Annotated in this window: 15 protein-coding genes; 4 read left to right on the forward strand and 11 right to left on the reverse strand. The window is 74.6% G+C overall.

The window, feature by feature from the left end:
• Together purH and purN are read right to left on the reverse strand one after the other, a co-directional pair.
• On the reverse strand, window positions 1-1,541 hold a 1,541-nt coding region (purH, locus tag ABD347_RS27460; RefSeq protein ID WP_344366236.1), incomplete at its 3' end, for a bifunctional phosphoribosylaminoimidazolecarboxamide formyltransferase/IMP cyclohydrolase.
• Complete coding sequence (purN, locus tag ABD347_RS27465; protein ID WP_344366239.1) at window positions 1,528-2,145, reverse strand: phosphoribosylglycinamide formyltransferase; 618 nt, start codon at window positions 2,143-2,145, stop codon at window positions 1,528-1,530. The genes purN and purH, both read right to left, overlap by 14 nt.
• Before the next feature lie 250 nt (window positions 2,146-2,395).
• Here purN and ABD347_RS27470 point away from each other — a divergent pair, with 250 nt between their 5' ends.
• Window positions 2,396-3,172 (forward strand): hypothetical protein, encoded by a 777-nt coding sequence (locus ABD347_RS27470; RefSeq protein ID WP_344366241.1) that lies wholly within the window; start codon window positions 2,396-2,398, stop codon window positions 3,170-3,172.
• Window positions 3,173-3,281: 109 nt separating this feature from the next.
• Here ABD347_RS27470 and ABD347_RS27475 read toward each other — a convergent pair whose 3' ends face one another.
• Entirely contained in the window at window positions 3,282-4,973 is a 1,692-nt protein-coding gene (locus ABD347_RS27475) for a cell division protein PerM (RefSeq protein WP_344366244.1), read from the reverse strand.
• Window positions 4,974-5,089: 116 nt separating this feature from the next.
• Between ABD347_RS27475 and ABD347_RS27480 the strand changes: the two genes are divergently transcribed.
• Window positions 5,090-6,424 (forward strand): helix-turn-helix domain-containing protein, encoded by a 1,335-nt coding sequence (locus ABD347_RS27480; RefSeq protein ID WP_344366245.1) that lies wholly within the window; start codon window positions 5,090-5,092, stop codon window positions 6,422-6,424.
• 138 nt (window positions 6,425-6,562) lie between these two features.
• On the opposite strand, the gene sucD is transcribed toward ABD347_RS27480, so the two are convergent.
• From sucD to ABD347_RS27520, 8 genes are all read right to left on the reverse strand, one after another.
• Window positions 6,563-7,447: a succinate--CoA ligase subunit alpha gene (gene sucD, locus ABD347_RS27485; protein ID WP_344366247.1), complete on the reverse strand. Its 885-nt coding sequence runs from the start codon at window positions 7,445-7,447 to the stop codon at window positions 6,563-6,565.
• A gap of 20 nt (window positions 7,448-7,467) precedes the next feature.
• Window positions 7,468-8,646 (reverse strand): ADP-forming succinate--CoA ligase subunit beta, encoded by a 1,179-nt coding sequence (gene sucC, locus ABD347_RS27490; RefSeq protein WP_344366249.1) that lies wholly within the window; start codon window positions 8,644-8,646, stop codon window positions 7,468-7,470.
• Window positions 8,647-8,918: 272 nt separating this feature from the next.
• Window positions 8,919-9,854, reverse strand: a complete 936-nt coding sequence (locus ABD347_RS27495; protein ID WP_344366250.1) for a hypothetical protein — start codon at window positions 9,852-9,854, stop codon at window positions 8,919-8,921.
• Window positions 9,855-9,951: 97 nt separating this feature from the next.
• A complete protein-coding gene (locus ABD347_RS27500; RefSeq protein ID WP_344366251.1) occupies window positions 9,952-11,034 on the reverse strand; it encodes a hypothetical protein in 1,083 nt (360 codons plus the stop codon).
• 92 nt (window positions 11,035-11,126) lie between these two features.
• Window positions 11,127-12,287 carry a VWA domain-containing protein gene (locus ABD347_RS27505; protein WP_344366252.1) on the reverse strand — a complete coding sequence of 387 codons (1,161 nt, stop codon included), beginning with the start codon at window positions 12,285-12,287 and terminating at the stop codon, window positions 11,127-11,129.
• Window positions 12,284-14,689: a DUF5682 family protein gene (locus ABD347_RS27510; RefSeq protein WP_344366254.1), complete on the reverse strand. Its 2,406-nt coding sequence runs from the start codon at window positions 14,687-14,689 to the stop codon at window positions 12,284-12,286. Before ABD347_RS27510 ends, ABD347_RS27505 begins: the two co-directional genes overlap by 4 nt.
• The gene (locus ABD347_RS27515; protein ID WP_425575782.1) at window positions 14,686-15,819 is read right to left on the reverse strand and encodes an ATP-binding protein; all 1,134 of its coding nucleotides are present in this window, start codon (window positions 15,817-15,819) and stop codon (window positions 14,686-14,688) included. The genes ABD347_RS27510 and ABD347_RS27515 overlap by 4 nt, the downstream gene beginning before the upstream one ends.
• Before the next feature lie 163 nt (window positions 15,820-15,982).
• Window positions 15,983-16,405, reverse strand: coding sequence for an MmpS family transport accessory protein (locus tag ABD347_RS27520; protein ID WP_344366255.1), 423 nt, complete (start codon window positions 16,403-16,405; stop codon window positions 15,983-15,985).
• A 132-nt stretch (window positions 16,406-16,537) separates the two neighbouring features.
• On the opposite strand from ABD347_RS27520, the gene ABD347_RS27525 reads away from it, so the two are divergent.
• Complete coding sequence (locus ABD347_RS27525; protein ID WP_344366257.1) at window positions 16,538-17,890, forward strand: SWIM zinc finger family protein; 1,353 nt, start codon at window positions 16,538-16,540, stop codon at window positions 17,888-17,890.
• Between the two features lie 15 nt (window positions 17,891-17,905).
• Window positions 17,906-19,534, forward strand: coding sequence for a DUF5691 domain-containing protein (locus ABD347_RS27530; protein ID WP_344366259.1), 1,629 nt, complete (start codon window positions 17,906-17,908; stop codon window positions 19,532-19,534).
• Window positions 19,535-19,696: the final 162 nt, after the last annotated feature.

Raw genomic sequence — 19,696 nt, forward strand, 5'->3', positions numbered from 1 at the left:
TGGCGCGTGCCGGTGAGGTACATCGTCACGCCGGCCTTCTTCGCGGCCTCCACGACCAGCTCGTCGCGGACCGAACCGCCCGGCTGCACGACGGCCTTGACGCCGGCCGCGGTGAGGATCTCCAGACCGTCCGGGAACGGGAAGAAGGCGTCGGACGCGGCGTACGAGCCACGGGCCCGCTCCTCGCCCGCGCGCTCGACGGCGAGCTTGGCGGAGTCGACGCGGTTGACCTGGCCCATGCCGACGCCGACACTCGCGCCGTCCTTGGCGAGCAGGATGGCGTTGGACTTGACGGCGCGGCAGGCGCGCCAGGCGAAGGCCAGCTCGGCCAGTTCGGCCGCGGAGAGGGGCTCACCGGTGGCGAGGGTCCAGTTGGCCGGGTCGTCGCCGTCCGCCTGGAGGCGGTCGGTGGCCTGGAGCAGCGCGCCGCCGTCGATGGGCTTGACCTCGACGGGAGCGGAGGGGGCGCCGGGGGCGCGCAGCACCCGGATGTTCTTCTTGCGGGCCAGGACCTCGACCGCGCCGTCCTCGTAGCCCGGGGCGACGATGACCTCGGTGAAGATGTCCGCCACCTGCTCGGCCATCGCCACGGAGACCGGGCGGTTGACGGCGATGACGCCGCCGAAGGCCGAGAGCGGGTCACAGGCGTGGGCCTTGCGGTGCGCCTCGGCGACGTCGGCGCCGATCGCGATGCCGCACGGGTTGGCGTGCTTGATGATCGCGACGCACGGCTCGTCGTGGTCGTACGCGGCCCGGCGCGCGGCGTCGGTGTCCGTGTAGTTGTTGTACGACATCTCCTTGCCGTGCAGCTGCTCCGCCTCGGCGAGGCCGCCCGTGCCGTCGACGTACAGCGCGGCGCCCTGGTGCGGGTTCTCGCCGTAGCGCAGCACGTTCTGCCGCTGGTGGGTGGCGCCGAGGAAGTCGGGGAAGCCGCTGTCGTCGGCAGCCGCGTAGTCGCCGGCGAACCAGGACGCGACGGCCACGTCGTACGCGGCGGTGTGCTGGAACGCCTCGGCGGCCAGACGCTTGCGGGCGGTCAGGTCGAAGCCGCCCGCCTTGACGGCGTCGAGGACGTCGCCGTACCGGGCGGGGGAGGTGACGACCGCGACGGACGGGTGGTTCTTGGCGGCGGCGCGCACCATGGAGGGGCCGCCGATGTCGATCTGCTCGACGCACTCGTCGGGGGTGGCGCCGGAGGCGACCGTCTCGCGGAACGGGTACAGGTTCACGACGACCAGCTCGAACGGCTCCACGCCCAGCTCGGCGAGCTGCTCGCGGTGCGCGTCCAGCCGCAGGTCGGCGAGGATCCCGGCGTGCACGCGCGGGTGCAGGGTCTTGACGCGGCCGTCCAGGCACTCGGGGAAGCCGGTCAGCTCCTCCACCTTGGTGACCGGGACACCGGTGGCGGCGATCCTCGCGGCGGTGGAGCCGGTGGAGACCAGCTCGACGCCGTTCTCGTGCAGCCCGCGGGCGAGCTCCTCCAGCCCCGTCTTGTCGTAGACACTGATCAACGCGCGACGGATGGGCTTATTCACCGACATGAACCTTTCGTCCCTCAATGCGGTAGCCGTGCCGGGCCAGACGCCCCACGACCTCGACGAGCAGCGAACGCTCGACGTCCTTGATGCGCTCATGGAGAGCGGCTTCGTCGTCCTCGCCCCGGACCTCGACCACGCCCTGGGCGATGATCGGGCCGGTGTCGACGCCGTCGTCGACGAAGTGGACGGTGCATCCGGTGACCTTCACGCCGTGCGCGAGCGCGTCCCGCACTCCGTGGGCACCGGGAAAACTGGGCAGCAGGGCCGGGTGCGTATTGACGATCCGACCGCCGAAGCGGGCCAGGAACTCCTTGCCGAGGATCTTCATGAACCCGGCCGACACCACGAGGTCCGGCTCGTACGCGGCGGTCGCCGCGGTCAGCGCGTGGTCCCACTCGTCACGCGTGGCGTGGTCCCGCACCCTGCACACGAAGGTGGGGAGCCCGGCGCGCTCGGCCCGCTCCAGACCGGCGATGTCGTCGCGGTCGGCCCCGACGGCGACGATCCCGGCCCCGAAGCCCTCGGGATCGTCACCGATGGCGTCGAGCAGAGCTTGCAGGTTCGTGCCGGATCCGGAGACCAGGACGACGAGGCGGGCGGGAGCCACGGGGAAACCCTCTTCGCGTTGGCTTTGTGTGGTCGTACGAATGAATCGGGCCCCTCGATACGGGGAACTCTACGAGAGAGCCGACCGTCAGCAACGATACCGGCACACCGAGCCGCCCCCACGGGACGGGGGCGGGGCCGGGGGGTAGCGTCTGAGGCAGAGCCGTCCCCGAACGGACGGACACGACGACACGAGACCCCCGCCCGCGCTGTCGCGCCGGCCCGGGGTCTGAGGGGAAGACGTTCACCACATGCCGGACCGACGCCGCCGCACGGCCATCCACCTCCTGCCGCGGGAACGCCAGTCCACGGAGCCCAGGGACGAGGACAACCCGTTCGCGCCGCCACCCGAGGGCAGGCCGGACCAGCCCTGGCAGCCCCGCCGACCGGAGGGCGGCGACGGCTCCCGGGAGGGTTCCTCCGGGGGCTCCTCCGAGGAACCGGAGCGGGACCGCCCGGCCTGGGGCAGCCAGTGGAGCCCGCGGCAGCCGGGGCGCTCCTCCGGCGGCTTCGGCAGCCGCCCGAGCGGCGAGCAGCAGGGGGGCGGCCGGGGCGGGCCGGAGTCGCCGGCCCCGCGGTGGGACCCGACCGACCCGGCGCAGCGCCGCGCGCGGTACGCGCTGCTGTCGGGTATGTGGGCGTTCTTCTTCGCGATCTTCGACTTCCCGGAGATCGGCCTGCTCCTGGGCGCTCTGGCGCTGTACTGGGGCATCAGCTCACTGCGCGCCAAGCCGCGCCCGGACGCCGCCCGGCCGGCCGCGCCCGGCGCCACCCCCGCCGCCGGCGCGCCGAGCGGCCCCCCGGCGGGACCGCCGCCCGGATCGGGCCGTCCGCAGACCACCGCCGCGGTCAGCGGCCTGGTCACCGCGGTGCTGGCGCTGATGATCGTGGCGGCGACGTTCACGATCCAGCTCGTCTACCGCGACTACTACACATGCGTGGACGACGCGCTGACCAAGACGGGCCAGCTGTCCTGCAACGAGCTGCTCCCGGACCCCCTGCGTGACGTCTTCGGCGTCCAGGAGTGACGGGACGGGATCGAAACGGGACTGAAGGGCGGGTGTGACGGGGCGGCTGTGTGACAGGGCGGGTGTGTGACGGGGCGGCTGTGTGACAGGGCGGGTGTGACGGGAGCGGTTACGTCCGCTGCCGGGGAGGCCCCGGGTCATCGGCACCCGGGGCCTCCCGCGCGCCGTCCTGCGGCGCGGCGTCCTGCGGTCCGTCGTCTCCCGGCCCGTCGTCTCCCGGCCCGTCGTCTCCCGGCGCGGTGTCCCGCGGCACGTCGTACCGCGGCACGGCAGGTCCGGCCACCGGGACGGCGGGGAACGCGGCCATGAGGCCGCCCGAGGCCTCCTTGAGGGCGCTCCAGCGCGCTTCGCGGGCCACCGGGTCCTCCCAGGTCGCGGGGAGGAAGTCGTACGGCTCGAAGGCCGGGTCGCCGGGGTCGTCCTCGGGGGCCGGCCGCTCCCGCGCGGGCTCATCGGAGGGGCCGAACGTGGCCGTCGGCGGTACGGGCGCGGGTACCGGCGCCGGGGCGGACCCGGGCACCGGCACGGGCACCTTCGGAGCGGCCGGCGCCCCGCCCTCGCTCCGCCGCCGCCAGGCTCGCAGGCCCAGTGCCACCGGCACGCCGAGGCCCCCGGCCCACGCCGCGGCCGCCCCGCCCGCACGCCACCACACCGGGCCGAACGCGGCCAGGCGACCGGTTCCCAGCGGCCCGCCCGCGGCCGCCGCCAGCACCGCGACGGCCGCGCCGACCAGCACGGCCGCCAGCAGGGCCGCGAACGCCGCGTCCCGCAGGCCCGCGGCCGGTGCGCCGGTGCCGCGTCGCCGCCCCCCGCAGGTCCACCCCACCGCCGCGCCCGCCGCCACCGGGACCACCGCGACCGTCCAGTTCACCCAGGTGCCGGAGCCGCCCGCCGGAACGGCGGCCAGCAGCGGGAAGGGGGGCGGCGCGACGACTCCCGTCACCCCGAGCGGGGTCACCACCGCGCCCGTACCCATCAGGAAACCCGGCCCGAGCCCGTAGGCCGCGCCCCACACCGCCGCGTTCGGGGCGAGCGCGGCGGCCAGCAGCAGCAACGCCATCCGGCCCGACCAGACACCGGACAGGCCCAGCAGCGCCTCCCGGGCCGCGCCCGCGTGCCACACCAGCGACACCACGACCAGCACCGCTCCCCCACCGAGCAGCACACCCAGCCCGGCGCCCGCGGCGCGGACGGCGACGGCCGTCCGGGAACGGGCGAGCCCGACCCGGACCCGCTCCGGCACCCACACCGGCAGCGGTCCCGTCGGGCGCCCGTACGCCGTCCACACCCCGGCGGCCGCGGCGAGGACGACCAGCGGCGGCAGGTGGAGCGCCGCGCCGAGTGGGTCGGCGGGCAGCGGCCCGCCCGCCCCGTACCCCAGGGCCGCCGCCGCGACGAGGAGGTAGCCGCCCGTGACGGCGCCCACCGCGCCGCTCGCCGAGGGTCTCGGCCGTGCCTGCCCGGGCTCGGCGGCGTCCCGCGCCGTCCGGTACACCAGCCACGCCGGCAGCGCCACGAGCAGCAGCGGAACGACGCCCACGGGCGCGGGTGCCCCCGTGAGGGTCGTGGGCCGCACCAGCTCGGCACCGTGGATGAGGAGCCAGACGCCCGCGGCGACGTGCAGGGCGCCGCCCGGGTCGCTGTCGGGGTACGGGGAGCTGATCCACACCACCATCACCAGGACGGTGACGGAACCGAGCCCGAGCCCGGCGGCGAGCGCGCCGCGTACACAGGCCCCGGCCAGGGCGGCGGTCCGGCCGCCCTGCACGGGGGCCGGCGGGTGATCGGTCGCTTCGGTCACGGCGCCATGCTGCCAACGACACGCGCTTGATCCGCGTAACGGCGGAATGGCCGGTGTGGCGCGCAATATACGGTTATGTACTTTTTCGCCGAGTGCAGCCCTGCCGAGGACCGGCCATGACCCGGACCACGACCGATGCCACCCGTTCCGCCCTCCCGCTGCCCTCCCCCAAGGAGCGGCGCCGGTTGCGCGAGACGATGTCCATGACCGAGGAACAACTCGCCCAGCTCGTCGGGGTGACACGCGCGACGGTGCGCTCCTGGGAGACGGGGCGCACCAGCCCGCGGGGCCGCAAACGGGAGACGTACCTGAACATCCTGGCCGGCGCCCGGGAGAACCGCCCGGGCGGCCGGCGGACTCCGGACCTCCGGCTCCCGTCCAGGACGGACCGCCGGGAGGTGGAGCGGGGCGAACGGCAGGACCCCACGCGCCGCTCCACACCGGAACCCCGGTCCGCGGCCGGGAAGCGGTCGGAAGCCGGAACCGGGGCCGGAACCGGAACCGGGGCCGGGGCCGGAACCGGAACCGGAACCGGGGCCGGGGCCGGGGAGCGCGCCGGGAACGGAGCCGGGGAGCGGCCCGGGACCGGGGGCGGAGAGCGGCCCGGGACCGGGGGCGGAGAGCGGCCCGGGACCGGGGGCGGAGAGCGGCCCGCCGCGCCGGCCGACGCGTTCGACGCCCTGTACGCGTACGCCGCGCCCGCGCTCGTACAGCAGGCCTATCTGCTCACCGGGCGGCGGCGGCTGTCCCGCGAGGCCGTCGAGTACGCCTTCCACCTGGCCTGGGAGCGCTGGCCCGAGGTAGCGGTCGACCGTGACCCGGTCGGGTGGGTGAGGGTGGCGACGCACGAGTACGCCCTGTCGCCCTGGCACCGGCTGCGCCGCTCGCACCGGCACCCCGACGCTCCGACCACCGACCAGGCCGCCCAGACGCTGCGCACCGCGCTGCTGGACCTGGCGCCCGCGTACCGCCGCGCGCTGCTGCTCTACGACGGACTCGGCCTGGACCTGCCCGAGACGGCCGCCGAGACGGAGGCGAGCACCCCCGCCACCGGCAACCGCGTTCTGCACGCCCGCGAGCTGGTCGCCGAGCGGATCCCGGAGCTCGCCGACCCGGAGGCGCTGCAAGCCCGGCTGGCGTCGCTCCTGGCCAAGGGCACCGCCATGGTGCTGGCCGAGCCGAGGACCGTGCGCTCCGGGAGCGAGCGCCGCGCCAGGTGGTGGACCAGGGCGGCCATCGCGCTGACGGTGCTCGTCATCGGCGCGACCGCCTTCACGCTGGCGACCGCGCCGACCGCGTACCACCCGCCCCTCGCCCCGGGCGCGCCGGTGGACGGTGTCCCGGTCCTCAGCGGTCCGCAGCGGCTCACCCCCCAGGACGAGGCGCTGCGGGACAAGCTCCGCGCCGAGCCGGTCACCGGGCCCGCCCGCCTGGTCCCCGACCCGCACTGACCGGCGACGCGGTGAACGCGACGCGGTGAACGCGACGCGGTGAACACGACGCGGTGAACACGACGGGCCCGCCCCCGGAAGTTCTCCGGGGGCGGGCCCGTCGTGCGTGCGTGCGGCAGTGTTCGGGCTGCCGGTGGCTCAGCCCGCGAGGATGGCGCGCGCCAGCTTGGCCGTCTCGGTCGGCGTCTTGCCGACCTTGACGCCCGCGGCCTCGAGGGCCTCCTTCTTCGCCTGAGCGGTGCCGGACGAACCGGACACGATCGCACCGGCGTGGCCCATCGTCTTGCCCTCGGGGGCGGTGAAGCCCGCGACGTAACCGACGACCGGCTTGGTGACGTTGGCCTTGATGAAGTCGGCCGCCCGCTCCTCGGCGTCGCCACCGATCTCACCGATCATCACGATCAGCTCGGTCTCGGGGTCGGCCTCGAAGGCCGCGAGGCAGTCGATGTGGGTGGTGCCGATGACCGGGTCGCCACCGATGCCGACGGCCGACGAGAAGCCGATGTCCCGCAGCTCGTACATCATCTGGTAGGTCAGCGTGCCGGACTTCGACACCAGGCCGATCTTGCCGGGCTTGGTGATGTCGCCCGGGATGATGCCGGCGTTGGACTGGCCCGGCGTGATCAGGCCGGGGCAGTTCGGGCCGACGATCCGGGTCTTGTTGCCCTTCTCGACCGCGTACGCGTAGAACGCGGCGGAGTCGTGGACCGCGATGCCCTCGGTGATGACGACGGCCAGCGGGATCTCGGCGTCGATGGCCTCGACGACGGCGGCCTTGGCGAAGGCCGGCGGCACGAAGAGGACCGAGACGTCGGCGCCGGTCTCCTTCATCGCCTCGGCGACCGTGCCGAAGACGGGGACGGACGTGCCGTCGAAGTCGACGGTCGTGCCCGCCTTGCGCGGGTTGACGCCACCGACGATGTTGGTGCCGTCACCCAGCATGAGCTTGGTGTGCTTCATGCCCGTGGCACCGGTCATGCCCTGGACGATGACCTTGCTTTCCTTGGTCAGGAAGATAGCCATGGTGTTTCCGACCTCGTCCCTTACTTCGCAGCCGCGAGCTCGGCGGCCTTGTCGGCCGCGCCGTCCATGGTGTCCACGCGCTGCACGAGCGGGTGGTTGGCGTCCGACAGGATCTTGCGACCCAGCTCCGCGTTGTTGCCGTCGAGGCGCACGACCAGCGGCTTGGTGACTTCCTCGCCCTTGTCGGCGAGCAGCTGCAGCGCCTGGACGATGCCGTTGGCGACCTCGTCACAGGCGGTGATGCCACCGAAGACGTTGACGAAGACGGACTTGACGTCCGGGTCGCCGAGGATGATCTCCAGGCCGTTCGCCATCACCTGGGCGGACGCGCCGCCGCCGATGTCGAGGAAGTTGGCCGGCTTCACGCCGCCGTGCGCCTCACCGGCGTACGCGACGACGTCGAGGGTCGACATGACCAGACCCGCGCCGTTGCCGATGATGCCGACCTCGCCGTCGAGCTTGACGTAGTTGAGGTTCTTGGCCTTGGCGGCAGCCTCGAGCGGGTCGGCTGCGGCCTTGTCCTCGAGGGCCTCGTGCTCCGGCTGGCGGAAGTCGGCGTTGGCGTCCAGCGACACCTTGCCGTCCAGCGCGATGACACGGCCGTCGGCGACCTTGGCCAGCGGGTTGACCTCGACGAGGAGGGCGTCCTCGGCGACGAAGGTCTTCCACAGGGTCACCAGGATCTCGGCGATCTGGTCCTTGACCTCGGCCGGGAACTTGGCGGCCTCGACGATCTCGCGGGCCTTGGCCTCGGTGACGCCCTCGTTGGCGTCGACCGGGATCTTCGCCAGGGCCTCGGGCTTGGTGGCCGCGACTTCCTCGATGTCCATGCCGCCCTCGACGGACGCCATGGCGAGGAAGGTGCGGTTGGTGCGGTCGAGGAGGTACGAGACGTAGTACTCCTCGGCGATCTCCGGCGCCGTCTCGGCGATCATCACCTTGTGGACCGTGTGGCCCTTGATGTCCATACCGAGGATGTCCGTCGCGCGGGCGACGGCCTCGTCCGGCGTGGCTGCCAGCTTCACGCCGCCGGCCTTGCCGCGGCCGCCGACCTTCACCTGCGCCTTGACGACCGAACGGCCGCCCAGTCGCTCGGTCGCCTCGCGCGCCGCCTCAGGCGTGTCGATGACTTCACCGGCCAGCACCGGTACACCGTGCTTGGCGAAGAGATCCCTCGCCTGGTACTCGAACAGGTCCACGCGCGTCCGTCCCTTTTCTGGTGATCGCGGTTCGTTGTCTGCGTGGGCGTGCCGCGGAGGGCAACGTGACTGCGCTGTCACAAGGGAGGCGTACACGGTGTCCGTGGACGCGGCATGTCCGTCTCGCAGGTTATCCCCGTGAGACCGAGGCACCTAAATCGCAGATCACACCGGAGCGGTGATACCTGTCACAGGCACGAACCTCCGACGGGCGGCCCCACCGCTTGTGAGACCGCCCGTTGCTACGGATTTCGTACCGGATCAGACTCCGGTCACACGCCGCCGTACGGGAGGTAGTCCGGGGTGACCGTGCCGACCGTGCCGTGCACGCCGGTGACGGCGTTGCCGGCGAGCGGCCGCACGTCCCCGGTCACGCCCTCCGCCAGGCCGGCCGCGAAGGGCTGGACGTCGTCGGTCACGCCGTACGCGAACGGCGCCACCTCGCCGGTCACGCCCTCCGCCAGGCCGGTCGCGCTGCCGCCCACGCCCTGGACGACCGGCTGGACCTGGTCGGCGACGGCCTGGACGAGCGGCCGCACCGAGCCGGTGACGCCGTCCGCGAACGGGTGCGCCTGGCCGGCCACCCCACCGGCCAGCGGCTGGACCCCGGAAACGACGCCCTCGGCGAACGGGTACGCGTCGGAGACCACGTCCTCGGCGAGGAAGCCCGCGTCTCCGGCGGCCTGGCCGGCCACCGGCAGGGCCGAGTGGACGGCGCGGTACGCGATCGGCGGCAGCGTGTCCTGGAGGGCGGCGTCCGCGACGGGCGTGGCGGTGGCGGCGGGGTCGTTCGCCACCTCGTGGGCGAAGGAGGCGAGGGGGCCGAAGAGGTAGTCGATCTCACCCTCGGCGTCGGTCCGGACCTCGGCGCCGACGCCCTGCACCTGGGAGGTGGCGTCCTGGACGTGGGAGGTGGCGTCCTGGACGTGGGAGGTGGCGTCCTGGACCTCGGTGGACGCGTACCGGACGTCGGTGGTGACGTCCTGCGTGACCTGCTGCCGGGTGTCCTGGGCGAGGGCGGTGGCGACGGCGGTGGTGTCGTCGGCGACCGTGTCGCCAGCGGTGTCGGCGGCCACGACCGCCTTGTCGGGTGCGGAGAGCGGCACCGAGAGGGACACCTCGGTGGCGCTCGCGGCGGCGGTACCGATGGCCCACATGCCGGTGGCGGTGGCGGCGACGGCTATGGAACGGCGGATGTTCTGGTGCATGGGTACGTCGGATCCTTCGAAGTCGGTTCTCGGCTGGAGATGACGGGCAGACCTGTCCCGCCCCCGCGCGGCAGGTCCTGAGCGGGGGAGGTCTGCCCTAGCCGGGGAATTCGAGGATGGTGTGGGGCCGGTCCTGGATGGGCGCGGCCGTCGCCGGCCGCACGGTGTTCCGTGCCGGTGCGCGGTGCGCGTCCGCCGGGGACGCCACGGCGTGCTGGTCGCCCGGTCGCGGAGTGCCGCCGTCGCCGGTGGCGGACTGCCGGACGGCGCCGCCGCACGGGCCGGGCGCGGAGGGCGGCGACGGCGGGGCGATACGCGTGTCCGCGGCGCGGTACGGGGCGGTGCGGGCGCCCATCGTGTCGGGCGCCGCCGGCTGGAGGGCCGTGGCGCGCGTACGGGGCTGGGCGGCGAGGTCCCGGGCGGCGGTGGCGCCCTGGGGAGCGGCGACGTCCCGGCCGGCCGCCTCGGGGACGGTGGCGCCGTCCTGCGCCGCGCCCGGGCCCCCGGGGGCACCGGTCGGCGGAGCGAGCGGCGCGCCGAGGCCGGGCAGCGGCACCGGCAGCGGTGCCGCGGGCGCGATGGGGAGGGCCGGGAGCACGGGCGGCGCCGACGGCACCTCGGGCAACGCCCCGGTGACCCCGGGCAGTCCCCCGGCGGTCTCGGGCAACGCCCCGGCGGTCTCGGGCAGTCCACCGGCGGTCTCGGGCAGTCCACCGGCGGTCTCGGGCAGTCCACCGACGACCTCGCGCACGGTGTCCGCGGCGGGTCCGGTGACGACCTCGCGCACGGTGCCCTTGGCGGGTCCGGTGACGACCTCGCGCACGGTGCCCTTGGCGGGTCCGGTGACGGTCCGGGCCACCGGCACGGCGGCTTCCTCGGCCTCCCGCACGGCGACCGTGGGGCGGCTGCCCGTGGCGGTGGGGCCCGCGTCACGCGCGGCGGGGAGCCGCTCGGCGGCCACCCGCGGCTTCTCGTGGTCCAGGTCGTCGACGTGGACCACCTCGTCCAGGCGCACCACGGGCGCGGCCGGTGGCCGGTCCGCCGCGTGCGCCTGGCCACCGAGGAGGAAACCCAGGGCCAGCAGACCTCCGAGGAAGAGCACGACCGCCGGCGCGCGCCGCGCCACCGCCCCGCGCACCAGGCGCGGGACGGTCACGGGCACGACGGCTGCTGCGGTCACGGTTCCGGATTCCTCCCCTGCGCGGAACATCGCCTTCCGCGTACGTCGGGCCGATGCTCGCACGAACCCGCCGGGGTGACGCAAGTCCCGTGTTACTGATGGGTCGCCATGTCCGGTATGGGCAGTGGCCGTTTCTCGATCGCCGCCGCCATCACCTCCGGGAAGAGGTCGGGGGTGCAGGCGAACGCCGGCGCTCCGAGGGCCGCGAGCGCTGCCGCGTGTTCGCGGTCGTACGCCGGGGCGCCCTCGTCGGAGAGTGCGAGCAGCGCGACGAACTGCACGCCCGACGCCTTCATCGCCGCCACCCGCTTCAGCATCCCGTCGCGTATGCCGCCCTCGTAGAGGTCGCTGATCAGGACGACGACGGTGTCGGCCGGGCGGGTGATCTGCGACTGGCAGTACGCCAGCGCCCGGTTGATGTCCGTGCCGCCGCCGAGCTGGGTGCCGAACAGGACGTCCACGGGATCGTCGAGCTGGTCGGTGAGGTCCACGACGGCCGTGTCGAAGACGACCAGCCGGGTCGCGATGGACCGCATGGACGCCAGCACGGCGCCGAACACCGAGGCGTACACCACGGACGCCGCCATCGAACCGGACTGGTCGATGCAGAGCACCACGTCCTTCTTCACCGACTGCGCCGCCCGCCCGTACCCGATGAGCCGCTCCGGCACGATCGTGCGGTACTCCGGCAGGTAGTTCTTCAGGTTCGCCCGGATGGTGCGGTCCCAGTCGATGTCCCGGTGGCGCGGCCTGCTGATGCGGGCACTGCGGTCGAGCGCGCCGGTGAGCGTGGCACGGGTACGGGTGGCCAGCCGCTTCTCCAGGTCGTCGACGACCTTGCGTACGACGGCCCGTGCCGTTTCCTTCGTCGTCTCCGGCATCGCCTTGTTGAGCGAGAGCAAGGTGCCGACGAGGTGGACGTCCGCCTCGACGGCCTCCAGCATCTCGGGCTCGAGCAGCAGCGCCGACAGACCGAGCCGGTCGATCGCGTCCCGCTGCATCACCTGGACGACCGTGCTGGGGAAGTAGGCGCGGATGTCGCCGAGCCAGCGGGCGACGGACGGCGCCGACGCGCCGAGTCCCGCCGAACGGTCCCGCCCGCCGCGCCCCCGTCCGCCGCTCTTCTCCCCGTACAACGCGGCCAGGGCGCCGTCCATGGCGGCGTCGGTCCCGGCGAGTTCACGGCCCGTCCCGTCGGCCTCGCCACCGCCCAGCACCAGGCGCCAGCGCCTCAGCCGCTCCTCGTCACTCACTTGCCCGCCCCCGAGAGTTCGTCGTCGTCGGTGTCCCCCGCGCCCAGCAGGAGCCGCAGCAGCGGCAGGACCGCTTCCGCCCGGGTCTCGTCGAGCTCCGCCGCGAAGCCGGGGACCGCGGCCTCAGCCCGTGCCGCCCCGCCTGCCGCCGGGCCGCGCCTCACCAGCTCGCCCAGCGTGCGCCGGACACCCGGTTCGTACGCGGCGAACGTGCGCCGCAGCAGCGGCAGTACATCGGTGAACGCCTCCGCGGGGACCTGGTTCAGCCAGGCGTCGACCAGGCCGAGGAGCCGCTCGTCGTGGACGAGGAGCAGTCCGCCGCCGGGGCCGGAGGCGCCCCCGCCGACGAAGCCCTCGATCCAGGCGGCCGCCTCGGCGGGCGGCGTGCCGGGCGAGAGCGCGAGCCCCATCAGCCGCGCGGCCTCGTCCTCCGCGAGCCGCCCGTCGTCCAGGAGCAGCCGCGCGGCGCGCCCCCGTATGACGCCGGGCACGCTCTCCCGCCCGGCGAGCTTGCCCAGAACGTCGGCCCACCGGCCCGTGACGTCCTCGGTGACGCCGTTCTCCGCCCCGTCCTCCGCGCCCTTCCCAGGGTCCGGCAGGAGCCGGATCGCGGTGTGGACGGCGTCCAGGTGGCCACGCATCTCGGCGGCGCCGTCCGCGTCGAGGCTCGTGCACGCGGGGGGCAGACCGACGCAGATGCGCAGCGCGAGCCCGGTGGCGACACCGCCGAGCGCGGCGGTGTCCGTGGACCGCACGTCGCCGTACCGCAGGGAGCGGGCCAGCGCGGGCAGGGCCTGGGCGAGGTGACCGACGTCCGCGTCGAGGGCGGCACGGTCGGCGAGGGCCTTCATCACCACGGGCAGCGCGTCGGACAGCCCGGCCAGCAGGCACCGCTCGGCGAGCGCCGTGACGTCGGCGAGGGCGGTGGCCGAGGTGGCGTCCGACTCGGCCCTGGCGGTGGCGGCGGCGAGCACGGTGGTGCCCCACACCCCGGCTTCGGCGACCCGGACGTGCAGTTCCGGCTCCCAGCGCAGCCGCCAGCTCTCCCGGAAGGTGCCGGTGCTGCCCCGCCCCGCGGCCGGCACGCCCCAGCCGATGCCGAGGAGCCGCAGCCGGTGCAGCAGCAGGCTGCGCGCCGCGTCGGTCTCCTTGCGCAGGTCCAGGTCGAGCTCCCGCTCGAGGGCCTCGGGCTTGAGGCGCAGGGTGCGCTGGAGCCTGGTGAGGTCACGCTGCAGGGGCACGGCGGGGGCGTGCTCGGGCACTTCGCCGAGGGTGTCACCGATGATCAGCCGGTCCCTGATGAGCCCGAGCGGCACGTCGGAGCCGTCGCACATCACCGCTCGTACGGCGTCGAGCGTCTCGGTCAGCCCCGCGAGGGGACGCCCGCGCATGGCGGCGAGCGTCCCGGCGAGCCGTACGGCCTCGATGACATGGGCGGAGGAGACGATCCGGTCCTCGTCGCGCAGCAGTCCGGCGACCTTCGTCAGCCAGCGCTCGACCGGCCGGTCGGGCGCGCTGAACAGGTGCCCGTACCAGCCGGGCGAGTCGATGCCGGCGCCGTAACCGCTGTGCCGGGCGAGCCTGCGGTGCGTCCAGGGCACCCAGGTGATCTCCGCCTTCACCTTGGGCAGCCCCTTGAGCAGGGCACGGTCGGCGGTGACGGTGGTCCTGGCGGCGAGGGCCGGCACGTGCCAGGCCCCGCAGACGACGGCCACGCCGTCCCCGTGCGTCTTGCGCGCGGCGCGGAGCTGGAGTCGCATGTAGGCCTCGCGCACGAGGTCGCGGCCGTGCCCGCCGTGCCCATAGGTCTCGCGCAGGGCGGCCATGGCGTCGGCGAGTCCGGTGAAGACCGCGATCGGGTCGTGGGCACCGCCGCCCGGGGGTCCGTTCGGTGCGGCTCCGGTGCCCCGGTGCTCGACGACGTCCTCCCACCAGCGCTCCGGGTCGTCGTACCCGGCGGTCCCGGCGAGCACGGCGATGGGGTCGACTCGCAGGCCGTACCGCTGGTCGCCGGCCTTGCCGCCGTCCGCCTCCTCTCCCTCGCCGTCCCTCCAGGTGGGGTCCCCGGCCATGGCGAGGGTGTGGGTGGCGGGCAGGTCGATGAAACGGACGGCCGCGCCGTGGTCCAGGGCCCAGCGGATGGCGACCCACTCGGGGGAGAACTCGGCCATCGGCCAGAAGGACGCGCGCCCGGGGTCGTCGACGGCGTGCGCGAGCAGCGCGACCGGCGGGCTCATCCGCTCGTCGGCCGCGAGCGGCAGCAGGGCGTCCCCTTCCGGCGGGCCCTCGATCAGCACGGCCGGTGGCTTGGCGGCGTCGAGCGCGGCCCGCACCGCACGGGCCGATCCGGGCCCGTGGTGGCGGACACCGAGCAGCAGGGGTCCGGTGGAGCCGGCCGTCATACGGACACCTCGCGGCACGCCCGGTAGAAGTCCTTCCAGCCGTCCCTTTCACGGACGACGGTCTCCAGGTACTCCTGCCAGACGACACGGTCGGCCGCCGGATCGCGGACCACCGCGCCGAGGATGCCCGCGGCCACGTCGCCGGGGCGCAGCACGCCGTCGCCGAAGTGCGCGGCGAGAGCGAGGCCGTTGGTGACGACGGAGATCGCCTCGGCCGTGGAGAGTGTCCCGGAGGGGGACTTGAGCTTGGTGCGGCCGTCGGTCGTCACGCCGTCGCGCAGTTCACGGAAGACGGTGACGACCCGGCGGATCTCGTCGATGCCCTCGGGGGCCGGGGGCAGGTCGAGGGAGCGCCCTATCTGGTCGACGCGCCGGGAGACGATCTCGACCTCGGCGTCCGGTGTGGCGGGCAGCGGGAGTACGACGGTGTTGAAGCGGCGGCGCAGCGCGCTGGAGAGGTCGTTGACGCCGCGGTCCCGGTCGTTGGCGGTGGCGATGAGGTTGAAGCCGCGTACCGCCTGCACCTCTTGGCCGAGCTCGGGGATCGGCAGGGTCTTCTCGGAGAGGATCGTGATCAGGGTGTCCTGCACGTCGGCGGGGATGCGGGTGAGCTCCTCGACGCGCGCCGTCATGCCGTCGGACATGGCGCGCATGACCGGGCTGGGGACGAGCGCGTCCCGGCTGGGCCCGTGGGCGAGCAGCCGCGCGTAGTTCCACCCGTACCGGATGGCCTCTTCGGGGGTGCCGGCGGTGCCCTGCACCAGAAGGGTCGAGTCGCCGCTGACCGCGGCGGCGAGGTGCTCCGACACCCAGGTCTTGGCGGTGCCGGGGACACCGAGCAGCAGCAGCGCCCGGTCGGTGGCGAGGGTGGTCACGGCGACTTCGACGATCCGGCGCGGTCCGACGTACTTCGGTGTGATCACGGTGCCGTCGGGCAGTGTGCCACCGAGCAGATAGGTGGCGACGGCCCACGGCGAGAGGCGCCAGCGGGCGGGCCGGGGGCGGTCGTCGGCCGCGGCCAGTGCCTTCAGTTCGTGCGCGAACGCGTCCTCGGCATGCGGGCGCAGAGCCTCTCCGCCGGACGGTTCGACGGCTTCTTCGGTGACTGGGGTGATTGCGGGCACGGTGATGGATCCCCCTCCAGATCATGTGCGACCGGGTGTGGGATCCACCGTGCACCATGCCACTGACAATCGACCGTTTCCGCTGGTCACGTGGGTCCGAAAGGGATTTCGGACGCCGTTCGCGGGCGGAACCCGCCGTCACTCGGGCCTGGTTGCGGGTGCCGGGATGTCAGCCGGCGACCGGGGAGACGGCGATGCAGCCGGTCGCGGCGGCCATGCCCTTCGCGGTCTCCTCCTTGATGACCTTCCCCTGGTAGATGATCTTGCAGGACATCTCGACGCCGGCCGGGTCGACGGCGATCGGGAGCACGCCGGGCGGCAGCAGACCGCGGAGCTTCACCGTCTTCTTCCACGGCAGCGTGGGCTTCTGCACCGACTCGACCTTGGGCTTCGTCGCGTCACCTCCGTCGACGTGGTAGTCGATCGAGTCGATTCCCTTACCGGTGATCTCGTAGGTGACCTCGTACTGCTCGTTGACTTCCTTGTCGACCTGCTTGGCGGCCTCGTCGGCGATCTCGGAGCAGGCGCCGAGTCCGAGGACGAGTCCGCCGGCGACGAGCACCGACGCGATGGAGCGGCTGGTGCGGTTCATGCTGTCCCCCCGGGTGAGTTGACCGTGTCACAGGCAGAAAACAGCAAAGGGCAGACAAGGTCAACTCCCGGTCGTTGGCGCGAAGTCGCTGGTCAGAGCTGATTGTCAGTGGGGGCGCCTACCGTCGTTCCCATGAATCAGCAGGGGGTGCGCTGGACGGCGGAACAGGTGCTGGCTCTGGCTCCTGACGACGCATCGCGCAGAGCGGGCGGCAGGCTCGGCACGGCCGGGCCGTGGTCGGGTGGCGGCAGCGACGGGTCCGGGGCGGTGTGGGGGCTGTGCAAAGGCAGTGGCAGCAAGCCGTACCGGACGGTTGTGGACACCACGGGCCCGGCCTGCAAGTGCAGTTGCCCGAGCCGGAAGTTCCCGTGCAAGCACGCGCTGGGGCTGCTGCTGCTCTGGGCGGCGGACGGGGAGCCCGTGCGCGGCTCGGACATGCCGGACTGGGCCGAGCAGTGGCTGGCGGGGCGGCGTGCCCGCGCGTCGGGGGGCCCGGGAGGGGGAGCGGGCGAGGGCCCGCCCGCGAGGAACGCCGACCCGGAAGCGGCGCGGCGCCGGGCCGAGCAGCGGGCCGCCCGGATCACGGCGGGCGCCGAGGAGTTGGAGCAGCGGCTGGCCGACCTGCTGCGCGGCGGGCTGGCCTCCGCCGGCCGGTCGGGGTACGGCCTGTGGGAGGAGACCGCGGCCCGCATGGTCGACGCACAGGCGCCGGGCCTGGCCGGCCGGGTCAGGGAGCTGGGGGCGATACCGGGCTCGGGGCCGGGCTGGCCGGTGCGGCTGCTGGAGGAATGCTCGCTGACGCATCTGCTCGACCGCGCGTGGCTGGACGTCGAGCGGCTTCCGGAGCCGCTGGCCGCGACGGTCCGTACGAGGGTCGGGCTGACGGCGCCCGCCGACGGCCCGGCCGTGCGCGACCACTGGTCGGTCCTCGCCCAGTACGACACCTCGGACGGCAAGCTGACGACCCGCCGGGTCTGGCTGCACGGACGGAGCAGCGGACGGGCGGCACTGCTGCTCTCCTTCGGTGCGGCCGGGCGCGCGCCCGGGATCGCCCTGCCCGTGGGGGTGGTGATCGACGCCGAGGTCAGGCCGTACCCCGGCGCCGGGCAGCTGCGGGCCGAACTCGGTGAGCAGTTCGCGCTGCCGGTACCGGACGCGGGTCCGCCACCGGGCGGGACCGTGGCGGACGCCCTGGCGGCGTACGGGACGGCCCTGTGCGACGACCCGTGGCTGGACTCCTGGCCGGTGACGCTGACCGGGGCGATACCCGCGCCGTCCGGGGACGGCGGCTGGCAGCTGGCCGACGCGGACGGCGGGTCCGCGCTGCCGGTCGTCGCGACCGCGCTCGGCAGGCCCGGCCTGTGGCGGCTGGCCGCGCTGTCCGGCGGCAGGCCTGTCACGGTGTTCGGCGAGTGCGGACACCGCGGCTTCACCCCGCTGACCGCCTGGTCGGCGGAGACGCCCGAGACGGTCACGCTGACCTGACGTACGGAGGACACGATGACCACCACGACCTGGGAAGACCTCGTCACGTCGGCGCTGCTCGGCACCGACCGCCGCGCGCCGGCCGCCGACGTCCTGGCGCGGTCCCCCGGCAAGGACGCGCCGGCCGCCCTGCTGGACGCCGCGGCGCTCCACACCGTGCGGCGCCGCGCGGGGCTGCTGCCAGGGCCTGCCGCCGAGCTGCCCGAGCCGGCGCCGGACGACGGGCGGCCACCGCTTCCCGGCCCGGCCCGGCGCCGGCTCGCCCACTTGCTCGCCGACCGTGCCGGCACGTCCTCCGGCGGCGGACGCCGGGGCACGGCGCCCGACCTGACGGAGCTGCTGCCGCAGTGGCTGACGGCCGCGAACGCGCACGGCTACCGGGCGCCCGCGTCCCTGCTGCCCGCGCTGCTGGACGCGGCACGGGCGCGCACCGACCTGCGGCCGGCCGCGCTGGTGTTCGCCGGGCCGCGCGGGCTGTGGCTGGCCAGGCTCAACCCGGAGTGGCGGTTCGCCCTGCGCGGCGCCTCGGGAGGGACCGCGCTGCCGGACCCCGCGGACCGGGAGGCCGTGCGGCGGCTGTGGGAGGAGGGCCTGTTCGCCGAGCGGGTGGCGCTGCTCGGCGCGGTACGGGCGCACGACCCGGGCGCCGCGGCCGCCCTGCTCGCCTCGACCTGGTCCACCGAGCGCGCCGAGGACCGGCTGATGTTCCTCGACTCGTTGCGTACCGGGCTGTCCGACGCCGACGAGCCGTTCCTGGAGCAGGCGCTCTCCGACCGCAGCCGCAACGTCCGGTCGACCGCCGCCGAGCTGCTCTCCGCGCTGCCCCGCTCGGCACTCGCCCGCCGTATGGCCGAGCGCGCGTCCACCTGCGTGCACGTGGACCGCACGGGCAGGGAGGCGACGATCACGGTCGAGGCCCCGCACGAGTGCGACGCCGGCATGCAGCGGGACGGCGTCCTGCCAGACCCGCCGACGGGCCGGGGCGAACGGTCCTGGTGGCTGGGCCAGTTGGTCGAGTCGGCCCCGCTGGCGGTGTGGCCGGCACGGCTGGGCGGCCGTGTGCCCACGGAGATCGTCGCCCTGCCGGTGGCGGACGACTGGGGCGACGAGCTGCACGCCGCGTGGTGCCGCGCGGCGGTCCGGCAGCGCGACCCCGCCTGGGCCCGCGCGCTGCTCGGCCCGCCGACGACACCGCCGTCGACCGGCCCCGGCACGTCCTCACTGGCCGAGCGGGCAAAGCTCCTGTCGATCCTGCCCACCGACGAACGGGCCCTCTGGGTCGCCGGCTTCATCGCGGCGCACGGATTGTCGGAGGCGTTCCAGCTGCTGGGCGTGTGCGCGGTGCCCTGGGCGGAGCCGCTCGGTCACGCGGTGGTCGACGCGCTGGACATCGCCCGGGAAGCGGGGAGCTACCCGTGGAGCTTCAGCGGGGTGATGGGGCTGGCGGAGCGCTGCCTCGACCCCGGCCAGGCGGGCCGCCTGGAGGTCCTCACCGCCGTCCCGGACGAACCGGAGGGCGCTTCGCCGGGGGCGGGGGGCTACTGGTCGGAGGCGTTCCAGCGCCTGGTCGCCACGCTACGGCTCCGTGCGGAGATGCGGGCGGAGCTACAGGGCGCGACGCCGGACCCGCCCTCCGGGGCGTGATGGCCGGTCGTACCGGGGGCCGGCGCGGCGGCCGCCCGGCGCCCGGACCGTCGGTCCACGAGCCGGGCGGGCGGACCGTGGAGCGCCGGGGGGCGGCATGGCACCGACGCCGAGCGGGGCGCGGGAGGCGCGCCCGAGCGGCCCCGGCGGTACGCCACCGCG

Origin of the sequence: Streptomyces gobitricini, assembly GCF_039532985.1 — a bacterium.
Taxonomy (GTDB): Bacteria; Actinomycetota; Actinomycetes; order Streptomycetales; family Streptomycetaceae; genus Streptomyces; species Streptomyces gobitricini.

Coding starts and splice junctions, on each gene's coding strand:
- ABD347_RS27470 (WP_344366241.1), top strand. CDS start 2,396: ATGCCGGACCGACGCCGCCGCACGGCCATCCACCTCCTGCCGCGGGAA.
- ABD347_RS27480 (WP_344366245.1), top strand. CDS start 5,090: ATGACCCGGACCACGACCGATGCCACCCGTTCCGCCCTCCCGCTGCCC.
- sucD (WP_344366247.1), bottom strand. CDS start 7,447: ATGGCTATCTTCCTGACCAAGGAAAGCAAGGTCATCGTCCAGGGCATG.
- ABD347_RS27495 (WP_344366250.1), bottom strand. CDS start 9,854: ATGCACCAGAACATCCGCCGTTCCATAGCCGTCGCCGCCACCGCCACC.
- ABD347_RS27510 (WP_344366254.1), bottom strand. CDS start 14,689: ATGACGGCCGGCTCCACCGGACCCCTGCTGCTCGGTGTCCGCCACCAC.
- ABD347_RS27520 (WP_344366255.1), bottom strand. CDS start 16,405: ATGAACCGCACCAGCCGCTCCATCGCGTCGGTGCTCGTCGCCGGCGGA.
- ABD347_RS27525 (WP_344366257.1), top strand. CDS start 16,538: ATGAATCAGCAGGGGGTGCGCTGGACGGCGGAACAGGTGCTGGCTCTG.
- ABD347_RS27530 (WP_344366259.1), top strand. CDS start 17,906: ATGACCACCACGACCTGGGAAGACCTCGTCACGTCGGCGCTGCTCGGC.